This window comes from Kribbella caucasensis (assembly GCF_004361855.1).
GTDB classification, from domain to species: Bacteria; Actinomycetota; Actinomycetes; order Propionibacteriales; family Kribbellaceae; genus Kribbella; species Kribbella caucasensis.
Genome location: NZ_SNWQ01000021.1, coordinates 75,474 through 93,877, shown reverse-complemented (window position 1 = coordinate 93,877; position 18,404 = coordinate 75,474). Strand labels below are relative to the sequence as shown.

At 69.1% G+C, this 18,404-nt stretch carries 21 protein-coding genes; 14 read left to right on the top strand and 7 right to left on the bottom strand.

Features of this window, described 5'->3' with window-relative positions:
• Positions 1 to 189: 189 nt before the first annotated feature.
• The 3 genes from lon to bagA all read right to left on the bottom strand — a co-directional run bounded on the left by lon (position 190) and on the right by bagA (position 4,701).
• Positions 190 to 2,541, bottom strand: coding sequence for an endopeptidase La (gene lon, locus EV643_RS33905; protein WP_133804277.1), 2,352 nt, complete (start codon positions 2,539 to 2,541; stop codon positions 190 to 192).
• Positions 2,542 to 2,629: 88 nt separating this feature from the next.
• On the bottom strand, positions 2,630 to 3,754 hold the full coding sequence (gene bagB, locus EV643_RS33900; RefSeq protein ID WP_133804276.1) for an ArsA family ATPase: 1,125 nt from the start codon (positions 3,752 to 3,754) through the stop codon (positions 2,630 to 2,632).
• Complete coding sequence (bagA, locus tag EV643_RS33895; protein ID WP_133804275.1) at positions 3,751 to 4,701, bottom strand: ATPase BagA; 951 nt, start codon at positions 4,699 to 4,701, stop codon at positions 3,751 to 3,753. The genes bagB and bagA overlap by 4 nt, the downstream gene beginning before the upstream one ends.
• Positions 4,702 to 4,785: 84 nt before the next feature.
• Here bagA and sp36 point away from each other — a divergent pair, with 84 nt between their 5' ends.
• The 5 genes from sp36 (at position 4,786) to EV643_RS47045 (ending at position 7,679) form a co-directional block, all read left to right on the top strand.
• The gene (gene sp36 / locus EV643_RS44395; protein ID WP_166665676.1) at positions 4,786 to 4,947 is read left to right on the top strand and encodes a Sp36 family protein; all 162 of its coding nucleotides are present in this window, start codon (positions 4,786 to 4,788) and stop codon (positions 4,945 to 4,947) included.
• On the top strand, positions 4,944 to 5,405 hold the full coding sequence (locus EV643_RS33890) for a RidA family protein (protein WP_133804274.1): 462 nt from the start codon (positions 4,944 to 4,946) through the stop codon (positions 5,403 to 5,405). The genes sp36 and EV643_RS33890 overlap by 4 nt, the downstream gene beginning before the upstream one ends.
• A 2-nt stretch (positions 5,406 to 5,407) precedes the next feature.
• Positions 5,408 to 6,259 carry an NUDIX hydrolase gene (locus EV643_RS33885; RefSeq protein ID WP_238165985.1) on the top strand — a complete coding sequence of 284 codons (852 nt, stop codon included), beginning with the start codon at positions 5,408 to 5,410 and terminating at the stop codon, positions 6,257 to 6,259.
• Positions 6,256 to 7,044 carry an MBL fold metallo-hydrolase gene (locus EV643_RS33880; RefSeq protein ID WP_133804273.1) on the top strand — a complete coding sequence of 263 codons (789 nt, stop codon included), beginning with the start codon at positions 6,256 to 6,258 and terminating at the stop codon, positions 7,042 to 7,044. The genes EV643_RS33885 and EV643_RS33880 overlap by 4 nt, the downstream gene beginning before the upstream one ends.
• 101 nt (positions 7,045 to 7,145) lie before the next feature.
• Positions 7,146 to 7,679: a type IV toxin-antitoxin system AbiEi family antitoxin domain-containing protein gene (locus tag EV643_RS47045; protein WP_370452417.1), complete on the top strand. Its 534-nt coding sequence runs from the start codon at positions 7,146 to 7,148 to the stop codon at positions 7,677 to 7,679.
• On the opposite strand, the gene EV643_RS33870 is transcribed toward EV643_RS47045, so the two are convergent.
• Positions 7,576 to 8,253, bottom strand: a complete 678-nt coding sequence (locus EV643_RS33870; RefSeq protein WP_131361434.1) for a Crp/Fnr family transcriptional regulator — start codon at positions 8,251 to 8,253, stop codon at positions 7,576 to 7,578. The genes EV643_RS47045 and EV643_RS33870 overlap by 104 nt on opposite strands.
• Positions 8,254 to 8,396: 143 nt before the next feature.
• Here EV643_RS33870 and nth point away from each other — a divergent pair, with 143 nt between their 5' ends.
• The 6 genes from nth to EV643_RS33840 all read left to right on the top strand — a co-directional run bounded on the left by nth (position 8,397) and on the right by EV643_RS33840 (position 13,061).
• Entirely contained in the window at positions 8,397 to 9,185 is a 789-nt protein-coding gene (gene nth, locus EV643_RS33865; protein ID WP_133804271.1) for an endonuclease III, read from the top strand.
• A 101-nt stretch (positions 9,186 to 9,286) separates the two neighbouring features.
• On the top strand, positions 9,287 to 9,853 hold the full coding sequence (locus EV643_RS33860; protein WP_238165984.1) for a TlpA family protein disulfide reductase: 567 nt from the start codon (positions 9,287 to 9,289) through the stop codon (positions 9,851 to 9,853).
• Positions 9,847 to 10,620: an NUDIX hydrolase gene (locus tag EV643_RS33855; RefSeq protein ID WP_238165983.1), complete on the top strand. Its 774-nt coding sequence runs from the start codon at positions 9,847 to 9,849 to the stop codon at positions 10,618 to 10,620. The genes EV643_RS33860 and EV643_RS33855 overlap by 7 nt, the downstream gene beginning before the upstream one ends.
• Positions 10,617 to 11,789 (top strand): MarP family serine protease, encoded by a 1,173-nt coding sequence (locus EV643_RS33850; protein ID WP_133804270.1) that lies wholly within the window; start codon positions 10,617 to 10,619, stop codon positions 11,787 to 11,789. The genes EV643_RS33855 and EV643_RS33850 overlap by 4 nt, the downstream gene beginning before the upstream one ends.
• A gap of 59 nt (positions 11,790 to 11,848) precedes the next feature.
• Entirely contained in the window at positions 11,849 to 12,376 is a 528-nt protein-coding gene (locus tag EV643_RS33845) for a SigE family RNA polymerase sigma factor (protein ID WP_202869879.1), read from the top strand.
• The gene (locus tag EV643_RS33840; RefSeq protein ID WP_133804269.1) at positions 12,357 to 13,061 is read left to right on the top strand and encodes a hypothetical protein; all 705 of its coding nucleotides are present in this window, start codon (positions 12,357 to 12,359) and stop codon (positions 13,059 to 13,061) included. Before EV643_RS33845 ends, EV643_RS33840 begins: the two co-directional genes overlap by 20 nt.
• On the opposite strand, the gene EV643_RS33835 is transcribed toward EV643_RS33840, so the two are convergent.
• From EV643_RS33835 to nhaA, 3 genes are read right to left on the bottom strand one after another with little or no spacing between them, the layout of a single operon-like run.
• Positions 13,014 to 13,904 carry an alpha/beta fold hydrolase gene (locus tag EV643_RS33835; RefSeq protein WP_238165982.1) on the bottom strand — a complete coding sequence of 297 codons (891 nt, stop codon included), beginning with the start codon at positions 13,902 to 13,904 and terminating at the stop codon, positions 13,014 to 13,016. The genes EV643_RS33840 and EV643_RS33835 overlap by 48 nt on opposite strands.
• A 50-nt stretch (positions 13,905 to 13,954) precedes the next feature.
• On the bottom strand, positions 13,955 to 14,353 hold the full coding sequence (locus tag EV643_RS33830; RefSeq protein WP_370452414.1) for a phage holin family protein: 399 nt from the start codon (positions 14,351 to 14,353) through the stop codon (positions 13,955 to 13,957).
• A 37-nt stretch (positions 14,354 to 14,390) separates the two neighbouring features.
• Positions 14,391 to 15,602, bottom strand: coding sequence for a Na+/H+ antiporter NhaA (gene nhaA, locus EV643_RS33825; protein ID WP_133804266.1), 1,212 nt, complete (start codon positions 15,600 to 15,602; stop codon positions 14,391 to 14,393).
• Between the two features lie 278 nt (positions 15,603 to 15,880).
• On the opposite strand from nhaA, the gene EV643_RS33820 reads away from it, so the two are divergent.
• From EV643_RS33820 to EV643_RS33810, 3 genes are read left to right on the top strand one after another with little or no spacing between them, the layout of a single operon-like run.
• Complete coding sequence (locus tag EV643_RS33820) at positions 15,881 to 16,327, top strand: CBS domain-containing protein (RefSeq protein ID WP_133804265.1); 447 nt, start codon at positions 15,881 to 15,883, stop codon at positions 16,325 to 16,327.
• 19 nt (positions 16,328 to 16,346) lie between these two features.
• Entirely contained in the window at positions 16,347 to 17,636 is a 1,290-nt protein-coding gene (locus EV643_RS33815) for an ArsB/NhaD family transporter (protein ID WP_133804264.1), read from the top strand.
• A 48-nt stretch (positions 17,637 to 17,684) separates the two neighbouring features.
• Positions 17,685 to 18,350 carry a TetR/AcrR family transcriptional regulator gene (locus EV643_RS33810; protein WP_133804263.1) on the top strand — a complete coding sequence of 222 codons (666 nt, stop codon included), beginning with the start codon at positions 17,685 to 17,687 and terminating at the stop codon, positions 18,348 to 18,350.
• Positions 18,351 to 18,404: the final 54 nt, after the last annotated feature.

The window sequence follows — 18,404 nt, the reverse complement described above, 5'->3', positions numbered from 1 at the left end:
CTACGTGATCGCAGAGCCACGCCGCGGTCACAGATGTGATCTACCTCACGTCAACCTGAGCGTCGTTTCAGGCGTCAGGGAGGCCTGTACTGCGGGTCTGTGGCGGGCTGCGGCCGGCAGATTTCATCCAAAAGTAGGACGGCCGGCGGACCCCTTTTGAGACAGGGGATCCGCCGGCCGTGGACGAGGTCAGGCGGCGAACTGCCTGGCGTCGACCTGAGCTGGTTCCAGCGCCAGGTCGAGCACCTGCCGGACGTCGCTCACCGGGTGGACAGTCAGCTCGGCCAGCACCGACTCCGGCACGTCCTCCAGATCCGGCTCGTTCCGCTTCGGGATCAGGATCGTGGTCAGCCCGGCCCGGTGCGCGGCGAGCAGTTTCTGCTTCACCCCACCGATCGGGAGCACCCGCCCGGTCAGCGACACCTCACCGGTCATCGCGACCTCCGAACGGACCGGCCGTCCGGATAGCAGCGACGCCAGCGCGGTCGTCATCGTCACACCCGCCGACGGCCCGTCCTTCGGGACAGCACCGGCCGGCACGTGGATGTGTGCGTTCCGCTCGGCCAGGTCGCCGACCGGCAGACCCAGCTCCGCACCGTGCGAGCGCAGGTACGACAGGGCGATCTGCGCCGACTCCTTCATCACGTCGCCGAGCTGTCCCGTCAACGTGACTCCGGTCGGGCCCGTCTCCTTGTCCGCCAGCGACGCCTCGACGAAGAGCACATCACCACCGGCGCCCGTCACCGCGAGACCAGTCGCCACACCCGGCAGCGCAGTACGCTCCGCCGACTCCGGCGTGAACTTCGGTGAACCCAGGTAGCTCTTCAACTCGCCAGCACCGATCGCCAGGTTGCCGACGTCTTCGCCCAACGCGAGCCGCGCGGTGACCTTCCGCAGTACGCGAGCGATCGACCGCTCCAGCTGCCGTACGCCGGCCTCACGGGTGTACTCGCCGGCCAGCAACCGCAGTGCCGAGTCGTCGATCGCCACCTCGTCGGTGGTCAGCCCGGCGCGTTCCAGTTGCCGGGGGAGCAGGTGGTCGCGAGCGATGGTGACCTTCTCGTCCTCGGTGTATCCGTCCAGCTGAACCAGTTCCATCCGGTCGAGCAGCGGAGCCGGGATCGAGTCGAGCACGTTCGCCGTCGCCAGGAACACCACGTCGGACAGGTCCAGCTCGACCTCCAGGTAGTGGTCCCGGAAGGTGTGGTTCTGGGCCGGGTCGAGGACCTCCAGCAGCGCCGCGGTCGGGTCGCCCCGGTAGTCCGCGCCCACCTTGTCGATCTCGTCCAGCAGTACGACGGGGTTCATCGAACCCGCTTCCGTGATCGCCCGAACGATCCGCCCGGGCAGCGCCCCGACGTACGTCCGCCGGTGACCGCGGATCTCGGCCTCGTCCCGCACACCGCCCAGCGCGACCCGGACGAACTTCCGACCCATCGCACGAGCCACGGACTCACCCAGCGAGGTCTTACCCACACCGGGAGGACCCACAAGCGCCAGTACTGCGCCACTTCGGCGTCCACCGACCACGCCCAGACCACGGTCCGCCCGACGGCGGCGTACGGCCAGGTACTCGGTGATGCGTTCCTTCACGTCGTCCAGGCCGGCGTGGTCCGCGTCCAGTACGGACCGGGCCTCGCGGATGTCGTAGTTGTCCTCGGTCCGCTCGGTCCACGGCAACTCAAGGACGGTGTCCAGCCAGGTCCGGATCCAGCCGACCTCGGGGGACTGCTCAGCGGTCCGCTCGAGCTTGTCGACCTCGGCGAGCGCGGCCTTCTTGACGTGCTCCGGCAGGTCGGCGGCCTCGACGCGGGCCCGGTAATCCTCTTCCTCGGACTCGGCCTTGCCGTCCAGCTCGGCCAGTTCCTTGCGGATCGCGGCCATCTGCTGGCGCAGCAGGAACTCCCGCTGCTGCTTCTCCATGCCTTCCTGGACGTCCTTCTGGATCGTCTCGGAGACCTCGAGCTCGGCCAGGTGGTCCTTCACCCAGCCGATCAGCTTGGTCAGCCGCTCGGAGACGTCCGCGTTCTCCAGCAGCCAGGACTTCTGCTCGTTGCTCAGGTACGACGCGTAGCCGGCCAGGTCGGACAGCTCGGCGGGGGCGTTCACCTGCCGCACCGAATCGATCACCTGATAGGCGCCACGGCGCTCCAGCACCGAAGTCACCAGCGACTTGTACTCCCGGGCGAGCTCCGCCGACCGGGCGTCGGTGATCTCGTCGAGAACGGTCGCGCCCACCCAGAGCGCGGCCCCCGGACCGGTCGTGCCGGCCCCGATCAGGACCCGGGCGGTACCCCGGATCACGGCCGCCTGGGCACCGCCCGGCAGCCGGCCGATCTGCTCGATCTCACCGAGCGTCCCGGCCTTCGCATATTTCCCGTCCAGCCGCGGTACCAGCAACACCTGGTCCTGGCCGGAGGCCTGCGCCGCGTCGATCGCCGCGCGCGCCTCGGTGTCGGCCAGCCGCACGGGCACGACCATTCCAGGCAGGACCACGACGTCGTCGAGCGGCAGTACAGGAAGATTCAACGTCTCAGTCACGCTGTCACACCCTCTGTCCGAAGATTGAGTCTGACAGGCTCAACCGAAGGGAGCCTCCGCTTCATTCCCCGGACCGGCGGACGTTCGCTCAGGGTGAAACGAGCAGCTTTCCGATCGTGCGCAGGCCGGTGAGGTCGTGGACGTCGTCGGGGAGGGCCGGCACGTCGACCGTGGCGATCGCGCGGTGGCCGCGGCGGAACCGGTCGGCGCGTTTGTTGTCGCCGACCACCTGCTGCATCCGGTCGGCGTGCAACCGCAGTACGGCGGCGGTCAGGTCCGAGGTCTCCCCCTCCTCGAGCTTCTCGGCCGCCGCGAGGGACCGTTCGGCCGACAGTTCGGGTGCGTGTGTCGTCGTCACCCGGTTCAGTACGACGCCGGCGAGCGGCATGTGTTCCTCCCGCAGCCGCTCCGCGAAGTACGACGCCTCCCGCAGCGCGTCGTTCTGCGGCGCGGCCACGACGAGGAACACCGTGTGCGGCTCCCGCAGCAACGCCACCGTCTGCTCGGCCCGCTCCCGGAATCCGCCGAAGAGTGTGTCGAAGGCCGCGGCGAACGTCTGCACATCCGTCAGCACCTGAGCGCCGAGCACCTTGTTCATCACCGACATCGCCAGGTTCACCCCGGCCGACATCAGCCGCAGCGGTCCGCGGGCCGGAGCCAGCAGCAACCGAAGGAACCGCCCCTCCAGCAACGACGCCAGCCGCTCGGGTGCGTCCAGGAAGTCCAGCGCGGATCGCGACGGCGGGGTGTCCACCACGATCAGATCCCAGTCGCCGGATCGCTCGGCCTGCTTGTGCAACTGCCCGAGCTTCTCCATCGCCATGTACTCCTGCGTCCCCGCGAACGACGACGAGAGCGCCACGTAGAAGGGGTTCGCCAGGATCTGCTCGGCCTTCTCCGGCGTGGCGTGCGCGAGCACCACCTCGTCGAAGGTGCGCTTCATGTCCAGCATCATCGCGTCCAGCCGGCCGCCGTTCGAGCCGTCCACCTCGGCGACAGCCCGCGGGGTGTTGTCCAGCTCGGTCAGCCCGAGCGCCTGCGCCAGCCGCCGGGCCGGATCGATCGTCAGCACCACGACCTTCCGCCCCCGCTCGGCGGCCCGCAACCCGAGCGCCGCAGCAGTCGTCGTCTTGCCCACGCCACCCGCGCCACAGGTCACCACGATGCGTGTCGCCGGGTCGTCGATCAGCGCGTCCAGGTCCAGCCGGGTCACGACCGCAGCTCCTCGGCCAGGTCGAACAACGCGCCCGTGTCGATCCCGTCCGGTACCAGCGCCAGCTCCGTCACTTTCTTGCCCAGGGCATCGATCCGGTCCCGGTTCTCCCGTTCCAGCCCGACCCGTACGGCGTGGTCGCGGGCCTCCTTGACCAACGTCCCCACCATCTCCTTGCTCGCCGTGATCCCGGCCGCCTTCAGCCCTCGGGTCAGTTCGGCGACGGGTAGTTTCTCCTTCACCGCAAGGGCGAGCGCGTCATCGTCGAGCGGGCTGTGCCGGACCATGTTCACCACCACCGAGCCGACCCGCAGGTCGAGGGCCTCCAGTTGCTCGGCCGCGTCCAGGGTCTCCTGCACCGGCATCTCCTCCAGCAGCGTGACCAGGTGGATCCTGGTCACGTCGGAGCGGAGCATGCCCATGATCGCGTCGGCCTGGTTCCGGATCGGGCCGACCTTGGCCAGCCCGGCCACCTCGTGGTTCACGTTGAGGAACCGGCCGACCCGTCCGGTCGGAGGCGCGTCCAGCACGACCGCGTCGTACGCGAGCCGGCCGTGCGACTTGCGCCGGGTGGCCTCGTACACCTTGCCGGTGAGCAGGACGTCGCGCAGCCCGGGGGCGATGGTGGTGACGAAGTCGACCGCGCCGACCTTGTCGAGCGCTTTCCCGGCGCGGCCGAGGTGGTAGTACATGTCGAGGTACTCGAGCAGCGCGGCCTCCGCGTCGACCGCGAGGCCGAACACCTCACCACCGGCCGGGCCGACCGCGATCCGCCGTTCGACGTACGGCAGCGGCGGAACGTCGAAGAGCTGGGCCAGCCCCTGCCGCCCCTCCACCTCACACAGCAGCACCCGCTTACCCGCTTCAGCCAGCGAGAGCGCCATAGCGGCCGCAACGGTCGTCTTCCCGGTACCGCCCTTGCCGGTGACCACGTGCAGCCTCGCCATGCTCCCCAGGGTAGGGCGTGGCGCAGAGCACACCGTTCCTGACCGGGGCGGTGGGGCGGGGAAAGTATCAGTAGAGTCCACCCCATGAAGAAGTTCGAGTACTTCACCGCGCCGCTGCTGGTCCACTCGACCAAGGAGATCCTCGACAACTTCGGCCAGGACGGCTGGGAGCTGGTCCAGGTGATCCAGGGCCCGAACCCGGAGACCCTGGTCGCGTACCTGAAGCGGGAGATCGAGGACAAATGAGCCACCCGGAGGAGAAGCTGGCCGAGCTCGGGCTGAAGCTGCCCGACGTGGCCAAACCGGTCGCCGCGTACGTCCCCGCGATCCGCACCGGCAACCTCGTCTACACGTCCGGCCAGCTGCCGCTGCGCGATGGCACCCTGATCGCCACCGGCAAGGTCGGCGCCGACGTCACCGCCGAGGTGGCGAGCGAGTGCGCCCAGCAATGCGCGCTGAACGCCCTGGCCGCGGTCAAGGCCGAGATCGGTGACCTGGCGAACGTGACCCGCGTGGTCAAGGCCGTCGCGTTCATCGCCTCCAGCACCGACTTCACCGGTCAGCCGCAGGTCGCGAACGGCGCGTCCGAGCTGTTCGGCCAGGTCTTCGGCGAGATCGGTCAGCACGCCCGCAGCGCGGTCGGCGTACCGGTGCTGCCGCTGGACGCGCCGGTCGAGGTCGAGCTGATCGTCGAGGTCGCCTGACGGTGGAATCGCGGGCGCTGACCGGGCCGATGGCGGACGCCGCGCTGTCCTTCGTCCGGGACGGCCGTCCCGCCGCCGAACCGCGGCCCGCCTCGACGGTGATCCTGCTCCGCGACCCCGACCCGAACTTCCGGGCCGCCGGGGACTCGACCGCCCGGGGGCCTGAGGTCTACCTGTTGCGCCGGCAGCGGTCGATGGCGTTCGCCGCCGGGATGACGGTGTTCCCCGGCGGCCGCGTCGATCCCACCGACTCGACCATCGCGGACTCCTGGGCGGGTCCGCCACCGTCCTGGTTCGCTTCCCGGATGGGATGCTCGGAGGAGACCGCAGCGGCGTACGTCGCGGCCGCGGTCCGGGAGACCTTCGAGGAGTCCGGCGTACTCCTGGCCGGCCCGTCGACCTCATCGGTCGTGGACGACACGACCGGCCCCGACTGGGAGGCGGACCGGGTCGCGCTGGAAGCCCGGGAGCTCGGTTTTGCCGAATTCCTGCACCGGCGCGGACTCGTACTCCGCGCGGACCTGCTCGGCGTCTGGGCGCACTGGATCACCCCCGAGTTCGAACCCCGCCGCTACGACACCCGCTTCTTCGTCGCCGCCCTCCCTGCCGGCCAGGTGACCCGCGACGTCACCACCGAATCCGACCAGGTCGCCTGGATGCCCCCCGCCAACGCCGTCTCCGCTGTGGACAACGGCGACCTGTTGATGCTCCCGCCGACCTACCTGTGCTGCCGGGACCTCATCCCCTACGCCACCGTCCCCGACATCCTCACCGCAGCCGCCACCCGCGAAATCCGCCCCGTCCTGCCCACCGTCCGGGTTGTGGACGACCGGATTTTTCTGGAGACCCCATGACCGCCGACCAGGTGACCCCGTACGCCGCTCGGGTGCTGGCCGCGAACCCCGGTCCGATGACCTTGGACGGCACCAACACGTGGATCCTCCGCGCCCCCTCGTCCGATCGGGCTGTCGTCGTCGACCCGGGTCCGCTCCTGACCGACCACTTGCAGGCCGTGCTCGACGCAGTCGCGTCGTACGGGTGCACGGTGGACGTCGTACTGCTGACGCACAAGCACCCGGACCACTCGGAGGGCGCCGCCTGGTTCGCGAACCAGGCGAACTGTGTCGTCCGCTCGGTCGACCCCGCATTCCGCATCCCGACCGACCACGCACACGGGCTCGCCGAGGGCGACGTGATCGCGGCGGGCGACCTACGCGTCGAAGTACTGCCGACCCCAGGCCACACCCTCGACTCGGTCTGCTTCTGGCTTCCCCAGGACGGCTCACTCCTGACCGGCGACACCGTCCTCGGCCGCGGCACCTCGGTCGTAGCCCACCCCGACGGTGCCCTGGGCCCCTATCTCGAGTCCCTCGACCGCCTACGCGCCTTCGCCAACTCACCCGCCGGCGTAGACCGCCTGCTCCCCGGCCACGGCCCCGTCATCGACGACCCCACCGCCGTCCTCACGTACTACCTCACCCACCGCCGAGAACGCCTCGACCAGATCCGGGCCGCCCTGTCCGCCGGCCACACCACCCCAGAATCCATCGTCGAACACGTCTACGCCGACGTAGACCCATCCCTCTGGCCCGCCGCCACCCGCTCAGTCCGCGCCCAACTCGACTATCTCGAAGGCTAGCCTCCGAGATGTCGAGAGGTGAGTTATCCACAGGCGGCGGCTGGTGACGCGTGAGGCCGACCGACTTCGGCAATCCTGGTGCGGTGAATCCGAAACTGAGCATGCTGGCGAGTGCACAAGGTGGTGTGTTCAGCCGCGGTCAGGCTCTGTCCTGCGGCTACACGACTCAACAGATCCAGCGCAGGCTCGGCGACGGCCGCTGGGAGCGGATCCGCTATGGCCAGTACGCCGTGGCGCTGGACCTCGGGAGTCGGCCGACCTGGGAGCAGCGACAGATCCGACATACGCAACTCGTCCACGCGGCGATGAACTCCATGAAGGCCGGCAGCGTTGCCGTTAGCCACCAATCGGCTCTGGTGCTGCACGGATCGCCGGTGTGGGGACTGGACCTGGCCGAGGCACACCTCACCCGCCTGGACGACCATCGGGGTGGACCGATCGCGGGTGTGCGGCATCATCACGGTCTCCTCGCGCCGGCCGATCTGACCGAGGTGAGCGGGCTGACCGCGACAGATTTGGTCGGGCCGGGGGTTAGCGGGCTCGGCGTTGGAGGCGGTCTACGTCTAGGAGGACGACCGAGCGGGGTTCCAGGCGGACCCAGCCTCGGGAGGCGAAGTCGGCCAGGGCCTTGTTGACGGTTTCGCGGGAGGCGCCGACCAGTTGGGCCAGCTCCTCCTGGGTCAGGTCGTGGTGGACGTGGACGCCGTCGTCGGCGGTTCGGCCGAAGCGGCTGGCCAGGTCCAGCAGGGCCTTGGCGACCCGGCCGGGGACGTCGGAGAACACCAGGTCGGCCACGACGTCGGAGACCTTGCGGAGCCGGGACGCGAGCTGCAGGAGGAGGCCGCGGGCAACTTCCGGCCGGCCGGCCAGCCAGCGGAGCAGTTCGTCGTGGGTCAGCGACATCAGCGACGCGTCGGTGACGGCGGTGACGGTGGCCGAGCGCGGCCCCGGGTCGAACAGGGACAGTTCACCGAACATCTGGCCCGGGCCGAGGACGGCGATCAGGTTCTCCCGGCCGTCGGCGGAGGTGCGGCCGAGCTTGACCTTGCCCTCGACCACGACGAACAGCCGGTCCCCGGAGTCGCCCTCGTGGAACAGCACCTGGCCGCGGCGCAGCCGGTTCTCGGTCATCGACGCGGCCAGCGCGTCGGCCGCCTCGTCGTCGAGCTGACTGAACAGCGGTGCCTGTCGGAGCACTGCGGCGTCCACGTTGGGCCTCCTCGGACCTCGACCACACAGATTCGGGCGGCCCCCATGGTGTCTTGGACCGGCCCGGCACCGGGTCAATCACACCCGGTCGCCCCAAAACCGTAGCCCCTCCGGTGTCGGCACCGCCACGTAGGCTGGCATCCATGTCCATCCAGCGTGTCGCGGACCCGAACCCGCACCCGGTCCCGGCGCCGGTTCTGAACCCGCCCGTGAAGCTGCCCCGCAAGGCCCCGGTGGTCGCCGGCGAGACGCCGACCCAGCTCGTCCGCCGCGCCCGGAAGATGCACAAGGTGCTGACCGAGACGTATCCGGATGCTCACTGCGAGCTCGACTTCAGTACGCCGCTCGAGCTGCTGGTGGCAACGATCCTGTCCGCACAGACCACCGATGTCACGGTCAACAAGGTGACCCCGACACTGTTCGCGAAGTACCCGACCGCGCAGTCGTACGCCGAGGCCGACCGGGACGACATGGAGGCGATCCTCAAGCCGACCGGCTTCTTCCGGGCCAAGACGAACAGCGTGATCAAGCTCGGCCAGGCCCTGGTCGACGACTACGACGGCGTCGTGCCCGGCAAGCTGGCGGAGTTGGTCAAGCTCCCCGGCACCGGCCGGAAGACGGCGAACGTGGTGCTCGGCAACGCGTTCGGCGTCCCGGGGATCACGGTCGACACCCACTTCGGCCGGCTGGTCCGCCGGTTCGGCTGGACCGAGGAGGAGGATCCGGTCAAGGTCGAGCACCTGATCGGCGCGCTGTTCCCGAAGAAGGACTGGACCATGTTGTCGCACCGGCTGATCTTCCACGGCCGCCGCCGCTGCCATGCCAAGAAGCCGGCCTGCGGCGCCTGCCCGATCGCCCAGTGGTGCCCGTCGTTCGGTCTCGGCCCGACCGACCCCGACCTGGCCGCGAAGCTGGTGAAGGTCCCCGCGTGAACCACTCGCCCCACCCCCGTACGCCGCTCCGCCGCGCGCGCGTAGCGCTGTTGAAATTCGGGGGGATCCGGCGGCGGGGCGGTTGGGCCGGGTGCGGGCTGGTGGTGGTGTTGGGGCTGTTGGTTGCCTGTGGGCCTGAGCAGGCGGGGAACGGGACAGACCAGCAGGCCGGTCCGACGAGCAGCAGTGTCGAGGGTGCCGGTCAGCTGAAGCCGTGTCCAGCTACGCCGTCCAGACCGCCGGTGACCAACGGCCTGCCCGATGTCAGCCTGCCGTGTCTGGGCGACGGCCCGGACATCCGGCTCGCCGATCTCCGCGGCCCGCTGGTGATCAACGTGTGGGCTCAGTGGTGTGGCCCCTGCCGTGAGGAAGCCCCGTTCCTGGCCGAGCTGGCGAAGAAGGCAAGTGGCAAGGTCCAGCTCCTCGGCATCGACTACGCCGACCCCCGCCCCGAGCTCGCGGTGAAGTTCGCGACCGAGCACCAGTTGGCCTACCCGCATCTGGTCGACTCGGACAAGGTGACCCAGCAGGCGTTGAAGATCGGTGGACCGCCGCTGACCGCCTTCGTCGACAAGTCCGGCGCCGTCGTCCACGTCCACCGTGGCGTCTTCACTTCGCAGGATCAGCTCGACGAGCTGGTGAAGGACAAACTGGGAGTGACATGGTGAGGACCAGTGTCAGCTTCGACACGGAACTGCCCGGCTGGCTGCAGACCCTGGCCGCCGCGTCGAAGACGGTCGATCCGTTGGAACTCTCCCGCTTCGTCCCACCGGACGATCCGTCGGTGCGGCCGTCCGCCGTACTGATCCTGCTTGCTGATGGCAACGATGCCGACGGCCCCGATGTGTTGCTGACCGAGCGGGCCTGGACGCTGCGGTCGCATGCGGGCCAGATGGCGTTCCCCGGCGGCCGGCTGGACGAGGAGGACGGCACCGGCGTCGAGGGAGTGGTCCGGACGGCGCTGCGCGAGGCCGAGGAGGAGACCGGGCTGGATCCGGCCGGCGTCGAGGTGTTCGCGGTCTGGCCGGCGCTCTGGGTCCCGGTCAGCAACTTCGGTGTGTCCCCGGTGGTGGCGTGGTGGCGGGAGCCGTCGCCGGTCGCGGTGGTCGACCCGGCCGAGGTGGCGTCCGTGCACCGGGTCGCGATCAGCGCGCTGGCCGATCCGGCGAACCGGGTCAGCTGTCTGCACCCGTCGGGGTTCACCGGTCCGGCGTTTCTGATCGACGACCTCTTCATCTGGGGGTTCACCGCCGGTCTGCTCGACAAAATGCTCGTTCTCGGCGGCTGGGCGCGCGACTGGGACCCGGCGAACGTCGTACCGTTGCCCGACCGGCTGGTCGAAGCGGCCTGGCGGAGTGAGGGGCAGCGGTCGCAGGAGGCGCGACGGCTGACGGCCATCGAGCACGACCTGGGGCGTCCGGAGGGTGTGGAGTGAGCGGTCTCGATATCGCGCTACTCGTGGTGACTGGGCTGGTGGCGATCTCCGGATACGTCGAGGGATTCGTCCTGGGCGCGTGTGCCACGATCGGGCTGCTGGCCGGTGCGGCGATCGGCGTGTACGGCGTACCGCGGGTGCTGGACAACTTCTCGCCCAGCGTCCAGGTCTCGTTCGCGGCTCTGGTCCTGGTGGTGCTGCTGGCCTCGATCGGGCGAACGATCGGGGCGTTGCTCGGTTCGAAGCTGAGACGACAGATCTCCTGGCGACCGGTGAGGGCCGTCGACGCGCTCGGTGGAGCGGCGTTGGCGGCCGTGTCGGTGCTGATCGTCTCCTGGGTGCTCGGGGTCGCGGTCAGTGGCGCGCGGATCCCGAGTGTCACGTCGGCCGTGCGTGGTTCGCAGGTGCTGGCCAAGGTCGACGAGGTGCTGCCGGGTGAGGCCGACCGGGCGTTGCAGGCGTTCAACGACGTCGTCAACACCGACCTCTTCCCGCGCTTCCTCGATCCGTTCGTCCCCGAGCGGATCCGCGACACGCAGCCGCCGGACGCGGGCATCGCCAAGACACAGGCGGTGAAGGATGCCTACTCCCGCATCGCCAAGATCACCGGCGTCGCGAACTGCTCCCGCGGTCTCGAGGGCTCCGGCTTCGTCTACGCCCCGGAGCGCGTGATGACGAACGCGCACGTCGTCGCCGGGGTGAGCGATCCCAAGGTCGAGGTCAACCGCCGCCAGTACGACGCGACCGTGGTTCTGTTCGACCCCGAGGTGGACGTCGCCGTGCTGTACGTACCGGGCCTGAACATCCAGCCGCTCAAGTTCGACCTGACCGGCAAGGCCGACGCCACCGCGGTCGTCCTCGGCTACCCGGAGAACGGCCCGTTCGACTCCGAGCCGGCCCGGATCCGCTCCGAGGAACGCCTCCGCGGTCCCGACATCTACGGCGACCGCACGGTCACCCGGCGAGCCTTCTCGATCTGGGCCTCGGTCCGCCCCGGCAACTCCGGCGGGCCGCTGATCTCGCCGCAGGGCAACGTCTATGGAGTCGTCTTCGCCGCCTCCGTCGAAGACAGCCGCACCGGCTACGTCCTCACCGCCGCCCAGGTAGCTGACGACGCGACAGCCGGCACCCGTACCACCCAAGAGGTCTCCACCCGAACCTGCACCTGACCTGATCCGCCCGGCGATGCAGCAGAACGGGCGGCCCGCGGCGTTGGGAGAGTGTGACGGTGACGGGCGAGGTGAACAGGCTGACGTTCGACGAGGTGGTCGAGTCGAGCGAGCGGCGGCTGTTGCGGGTGGCGCTGATGCTGTCCGGTGGAGTGCACAGCGCCGAGGACCTGGTGCAGACCGTGCTCGCCCGGGCCTATTGGCAGTGGGGCCGGATCGGCTCGCTCGACCATCCCGAGGCGTACCTGCGGACGATGGTGGTGAACGAGTTCCTCAGCTGGCGGCGCCGGCTGAAGAACCGCGAGCTGCCGATCGCGGAGTTCGACGAGACGGTCGCCACTGACGACTTCAGCAGCCGTCAGGCCGAGCGGGACGCCACTTGGCGGCTGCTGGCCGAGCTGCCGCGGCGGCAGCGCGCCGTACTGGTGCTGAGGTACTACGAAGACCTTCCGGACGACGAGATCGCCAGCATCCTCGGGTGTTCGGCGAGCACCGTCCGATCCAACGCCGCGCGGGGCCTGGCCGGCCTGCGGGCGAACCTGGCGGCCCGAGACGAGGAGCTGTGGGATGACGAACCGAACCGATGACGAACTGGGCCGGCTGCTCAAGGAAACCTTTGCCGACAAGGAGAATCTGGTCCTCGACAGCCAGTTCGCGCGCGCCGAGACGGCCGATCAGTTGCCGGTGGCAACCAGGCCGCGACGGGCGCCGATCCTGCTCGCCGCGGCCGCTGTCCTGGTGATCCTGGCCGGCGTCCTGTACGCCGCGAATCCGCGCGGCGGGTCCGAACCGGGACCGGCGGGTGCGACCGGGTCGGGCACCCAGACCAACCAGACGACCCAGGTGATCCCGAACGAGTCGCTGATCTGGGCCGCCACGATCAAGGGCATCCTGGACCGCGAGCAGAACCCGACGAAGGATCCCGTTCTCTATGTACTGAACGCTCCGTACGAGAACGCGGGGGATACGACCAAGCAAACCCGAGGGGTCCCCTTCACCGAGGCGGAGCGGATCGGGATCGAGAACGCGCTCACCGGTGTCGCCCCGATCGAGTGGGTCCGCCAACGCGATGACGGTTCGGGTGACTGCCCGGCGAATCCGCGCGGTCCGTTCATCATGGTTGGCCCGATCGAGCAGCGGGCCGGTCATGTCGAGGTCGGCGTGAACATCTGGCGCGACTGCCTCAACGCCCGCTGGGTCACCTTCACCCTCGCCCAGCAGGGATCAACCTGGAAGGTCACCGGAACGACGGGTCCCGAGGCGATCTCCTAGGGCGCTGAGCCAGTCGAGTAGCAGAGCGGTGAACTGGTCGGGCGCTTCCTCGTGGGGGAAGTGCCCGACCGTCGTCAGTAGCTCATGCCGTAGCGGGGCGCTGACCAGGTCGGGCGGTGTCGTGATGGTCGGCGCCAACGCCCCGTCGAGGGCCCCTTGCACCTGCAAGACCGGTACTGCGACCGGCGTCCGCATGCGGGCGGAGTACCGGCGTCCGTCGGTGCGCAGCCGGGACCGGACGAACCACCGGTGGTACTCCAGCGCGCAATGCGGAGCGGGCCAGACCTGGAGCGCAGCCCGGTACCGCCGCGAGGCCTCGGCGTCCGGGAACGTCCCGCCCGGGGCGGACCAGGCCCGCAGCAACCGCTCGATGTGGATACCGTCCTGCGCCAGCAGATGGCGTTCCGGGAAGATCGGCAGCTGGTACCAACCCACTTGCAAGGCCGAGCTCAACTGTCCAGACCGCATCAGCTGCAATGGATGCGGTGCCGACACAGCCGCCAGAGCCCGCACCTGCCGAGGCGCGAGTACGGCGGCCGACCAGGCGACGAATCCGCCCCAGCCGTGACCAACCACGACAGCATCCGTGGCTCCGAGCGACCTGATCACCCCGGAGACGTCCGCGGAGACCGTAAACGGGTCGTACCCACGGGGTGTCTTGTCACTGGCACCGTAGCCGCGGAGATCCATGGCGACGGCCCTGTACCCCGCCTCGGCGACCGCCGGCAGCTGATGCCGCCAGGCCCACCAGAACTCGGGGAAGCCGTGCAGGAACAGGACCAGGGGATCGTCGGCCGACCCGCAATCGGCGACGTGGAACCGGGCTCCGTTGGCCGCGACCAACGAGTGCGACCAGGGACCGTCGACGAGCAGGTCGGAGACGCCGGCGGGACTCAGTCGCCCTTGCCGATCGCCTTGAGCGCCTCGACCGATTCCTTCGAGGTCTCGATCGCGCGCTGCGGGCCCTTCGCCTTGCCGAGCTGGGCTTTGCCGATCAGCGCCATCACCAGGGCGATCAGCAGGTAGAAGCCGGCCACGATCAGGAACGCCCAGCCCGGATGCAGGCCGATCGCGCTCACGCCGTACGCCGCGGCGATGGAGAGCAGGATGATCGCCAGCAGAGCGAGGAACGCGGCGGCGCCAAACAGGCCCGCTCCGATACCCGCTGCCGCCGCGGTCTTCTTCAGCTCGGTCTTGGCCAGCTCGATCTCACTGCGGACCAGGGTGGACAGGTCCCGGCTGGCGTTGGCGACCAGTTGCCCGACCGTGGGCTCGTCCTGGTTCTGCCCCATCGACATGGCGCTCCTTCCGTCCGTGGATCCGACCCTACTAGCTGTAGGCACGGTTACGGCGGAACAGCAGGACGGCCGCGATCAGGGCGGCGAGCAACGACGCCACCAAGACGGCCGCCTTCGCCCGTTCGACCTGGGCGGTGTCACCGGCGAACGCCAGTTGCGCGATCAGCAGGGCCACGGTGAAGCCGATCCCGGCCAGCACCGCGACCGCGCCGACATCCCGCCAGGCCAGGTCGGAGTTCAGCTCGGCCCGGGTGAACCGCGCGGTCAGCCAGGACCCGCCGAACACCCCGGCGAACTTGCCCAGCATCAGCCCGGCCACCACCCCGATCGCCACCGGGTCGGTCACCATCTCCCGCATCGTGTCACCGCTCAACGTCACTCCGGCCGCGAACAACGAGAACACCGGTACGGCGACGGCGGCCGACCACGGACGGAGTACGTGCTCTAGATGCTCTGCCGGGGATTTGGTCTCGGTCGGGTCCGGGAGCACCCGGGTGACCAGGCCGAGAGCGACCCCGGCGATGGTCGCGTGGATGCCGGACTCGTGCATGAACCACCAGGCCCCGATCGCCAGTGGCACGTAGAGGATCGGCGACCGGACGCGCCGGCGCTGCAGCACGTAGAAGACGGCGATCAGGGCGAGCGAGATGACGAGTTCGATCAGGTGCAGGCCGTGCGAGAAGAACACGGCGATGACCAGGATCGCGCCGAAGTCGTCCACCACCGCCAGCGTCAGCAGGAACGCCCGCAGCGCACTCGGCAGCGACGAGCCCACGATGGCCAGCACGGCCAACGCGAACGCGATATCGGTTGCCGTCGGCACCGCCCAGCCGTGAGGCTTGCCGTCGGCAACAGTGACGTTGATCACCAGGTAGATCAGGGCCGGCAGCACCATGCCCGCGATGGCCGCTGCCACCGGAACGACGGCCTCACTGAACCGGGCCAGCGTGCCGACCATCAGCTCACGCTTCAGCTCCAGGCCGGCCAGGTAGAAGAACAACGTCAGCGCGCCGTCCGAGGCCCAGCCCTCCGCGGTCAACGGGCCCAGTTCGAGGTCCCGCAGGTGGTGATACGCGTCCTGCCATGGCGAGTTCGCCCAGATCAGGGCGATCGTCGCGGCGGCGAGCAGCAGCAGACCGCCGGTCGTCTCGGCACGCAGGGTGTCGGCCAGGAAGGCGCGCTCGCTACCGAGGATCCGGGGAAAGGCGCGGCGCTTCTGCAGCAGGCGGTTCACGGGGCTCATGCGGGGCCCTTCGGTCGGGGTCGTCGGATACATCGCCGACCAGACTTCCCGGCACACCGAGCCGAGGCTCAAACGGGATTCTATCGTCTGCGCGCCCCGTTTGCTCTTGACGATTCGATGGGAGACGCTTCGTACGGAGCGCCGGGAAGTCTGGTCGGCATCGCTCACCCGGGTCGGGGTGGGTCGGTCGAGCGTGCCCGAAGGAGTCCGGATGTCGACGCGTCAGAGTCCCGTCAGAAACTCCCGTCGGACCGGTGCGTGCGGCGTACCCTGCGAGTGTGCACGGACAGCAGATGGCCGAGGAATTCCCAGTGGTCGGCATCGACTCGAACGCCCTCGAGGCGGTCAAGTTGCTGGCCGCCGGACATCTGCCCGGCCTGATCGTCGCCGACCAGCGAGGCCGGCCGTACGCCGTTCTGCCGGCGTCGCAGGTGGTTCGCTTCCTGGTGCCGAGTTACGTCCAGGACGACCCGTCGCTGGCCCGGGTGATCGACGAGTCGCTGGCCGACCGGGTCGCGGACAAGTTGTCGGGTGCCACAGTGCGCAAGATGCTGCCCGCCGAGCTGCCGGAGCTGCCGGTGGTCAATCACGACGACACCATCCTGGAGATCGCCGCGATCATGGCCCGGCTGCGCTGTCCGCTGGTTGTGGTGACCAAGGGCTCCCAGATCCTCGGCGCGATCACCGCGTCCCGGTTGCTCGAGCTGGCAGTCGCCCCGCGCTGATCCAGACGGGGTCCGCGGTATGACGGTCGTGGCCGTCGCCGTCTTCGTCATCGCCTACGTCCTGATCGCGACCGAGCGGGTCCACAAACTGCTGGCCGCACTCGGCGGCGCCGCGGTCCTGCTGGCGCTCGGCGTGACCGATTCCGAGCATGCCTTCTACTCGCCCGACACCGGGATCGACTGGGACGTCATCTTCCTGTTGTTCGGGATGATGGTGATCGTCGGCGTACTGCGCCGTACCGGGGTGTTCGAGTTCATCGCGATCTGGGCGGCGAAACGGGCCAAGGGGTCGCCGCTGCGGGTGATGATCCTGCTCACCCTGATCACCGCGATCGCCTCGGCCTTCCTGGACAACGTGACCACGGTGCTGCTGATCGCGCCGGTCACGCTGCTGGTCTGCGACCGGCTCGGCGTCGACCCGGTGCCGTTCCTGATCGCCGAGGTGATGGCGTCCAACATCGGCGGCGCGGCGACGCTGATCGGTGATCCGCCGAACATCATCATCGCCAGCCGGTCCGGGCTCACCTTCAACGACTTCCTGCTGCACATGGCGCCGCTCGTCGTGATCGAGCTGATCGTCTTCTGCCTGGTGCTGCCACGGCTGTTCAAGGGTTCCTTCGCCGTCGATCCGGCCCGGGTCGAGGACGTCCTTCGGCTGAACGAGCGCGAGGCGATCGAGGACAGGTCGCTGCTGATCAAGTGCGGGGTGGTCCTGGCCGCCGTCTTCGTCGGGTTCGTCGGTCACGCCGCCCTGCACATCGAGCCGTCGATCGTCGCGCTGCTCGGCGCCGGTCTGCTGGTGCTGATCTCGGGGATGCCGACCAAGAACTACATGACCAGCGTCGAGTGGCAGACGTTGCTGTTCTTCGCCGGTCTGTTCGTGATGGTCGGCGCACTGGTGAAGACCGGCGTGATCGGGGATCTCGCGGACAAGGTCGCGGACGTCACCGAAGGGCATGCGCTGGCCGCGGTGATGCTCGTCCTGTTCGTCTCGGCCGTCCTGTCCGGCATCGTCGACAACATCCCGTACGTCGCCACGATGAGCCCGGTGGTGCTCGAACTCAGCAGGAGCATCCCGGATCCCGGCCAGGCCGACGCGTTGTGGTGGGCGCTGGCGATCGGCGCGGACTTCGGCGGGAACGCGACCGCGGTCGGAGCGAGCGCCAACGTGGTCGTGATCGGCCTGGCCCTGCGCGCCGGTACGCCGATCAGCTTCTGGGCCTTCACCCGCAAGGGCATCGTGATAACCGCGATCACCATCGTGGTCGCCGTCCCCTACCTCTGGCTCCGCTACTTCGTCCTCAGCTAACCGCTTGCCAACGCGTTGAACACGTGTTTAGCATTGAACGTGCGTTCAATGGAGGCCTCCGCGGGATCGGCCGGGCAGTCGACACCGGACCGGATCCGGGATGCCGCGATCCTCCGGTTCGGCCGGGACGGGTTCTCGGCCGGGCTGCGCGCGGTGGCGGCCGACGCGGGTGTCACCGCGGGGCTGGTGGTGCACCACTTCGGCTCCAAGGACGGGCTGCGCCAGGCCTGTGACACGTATGTGCTCGACCTGATCCGGTCGGAGAAACTGAAGGCTGTCACCGGCAGTGCGGCTGGGATGATCGCTCAGCTGGCCGCGGTGGAGGAGTACGCACCCATCGCCCTCTACTCGCTGCGCAGCATGCAGGCCGGCGGTGAGCTCGCGACCGCGTTCATGGAGCAAATGGTCCGGGACGCGGAGGACTACCTGGCGGCCGCCGTCGAGAGCGGCAAGGTCAAGCCGAGCCGCGACCCGGCGGCCCGGGCGCGGTACCTGGTCTTCCAGGGCATGGGTTCGCTGATGCTGTGGATCTCGCTGCATCCGGGCTTCCGGGAGATCGACGACTTCCGCAAGGAGCTGCGGCAGATTTCGAACGAGACCACCCTCCCGGCGCTCGAGTTGTTCACCGACGGATTGTTCACCGACCGCTCGATGCTGGACCAGTACCTGATGTATGTCACCGATCCGCCCAGCCACGGCGACGCCCGACCGTAGCGGAGACACGCCTTCGACGGCGTACCGAGTCAGACGACATCACACCGGGACGAT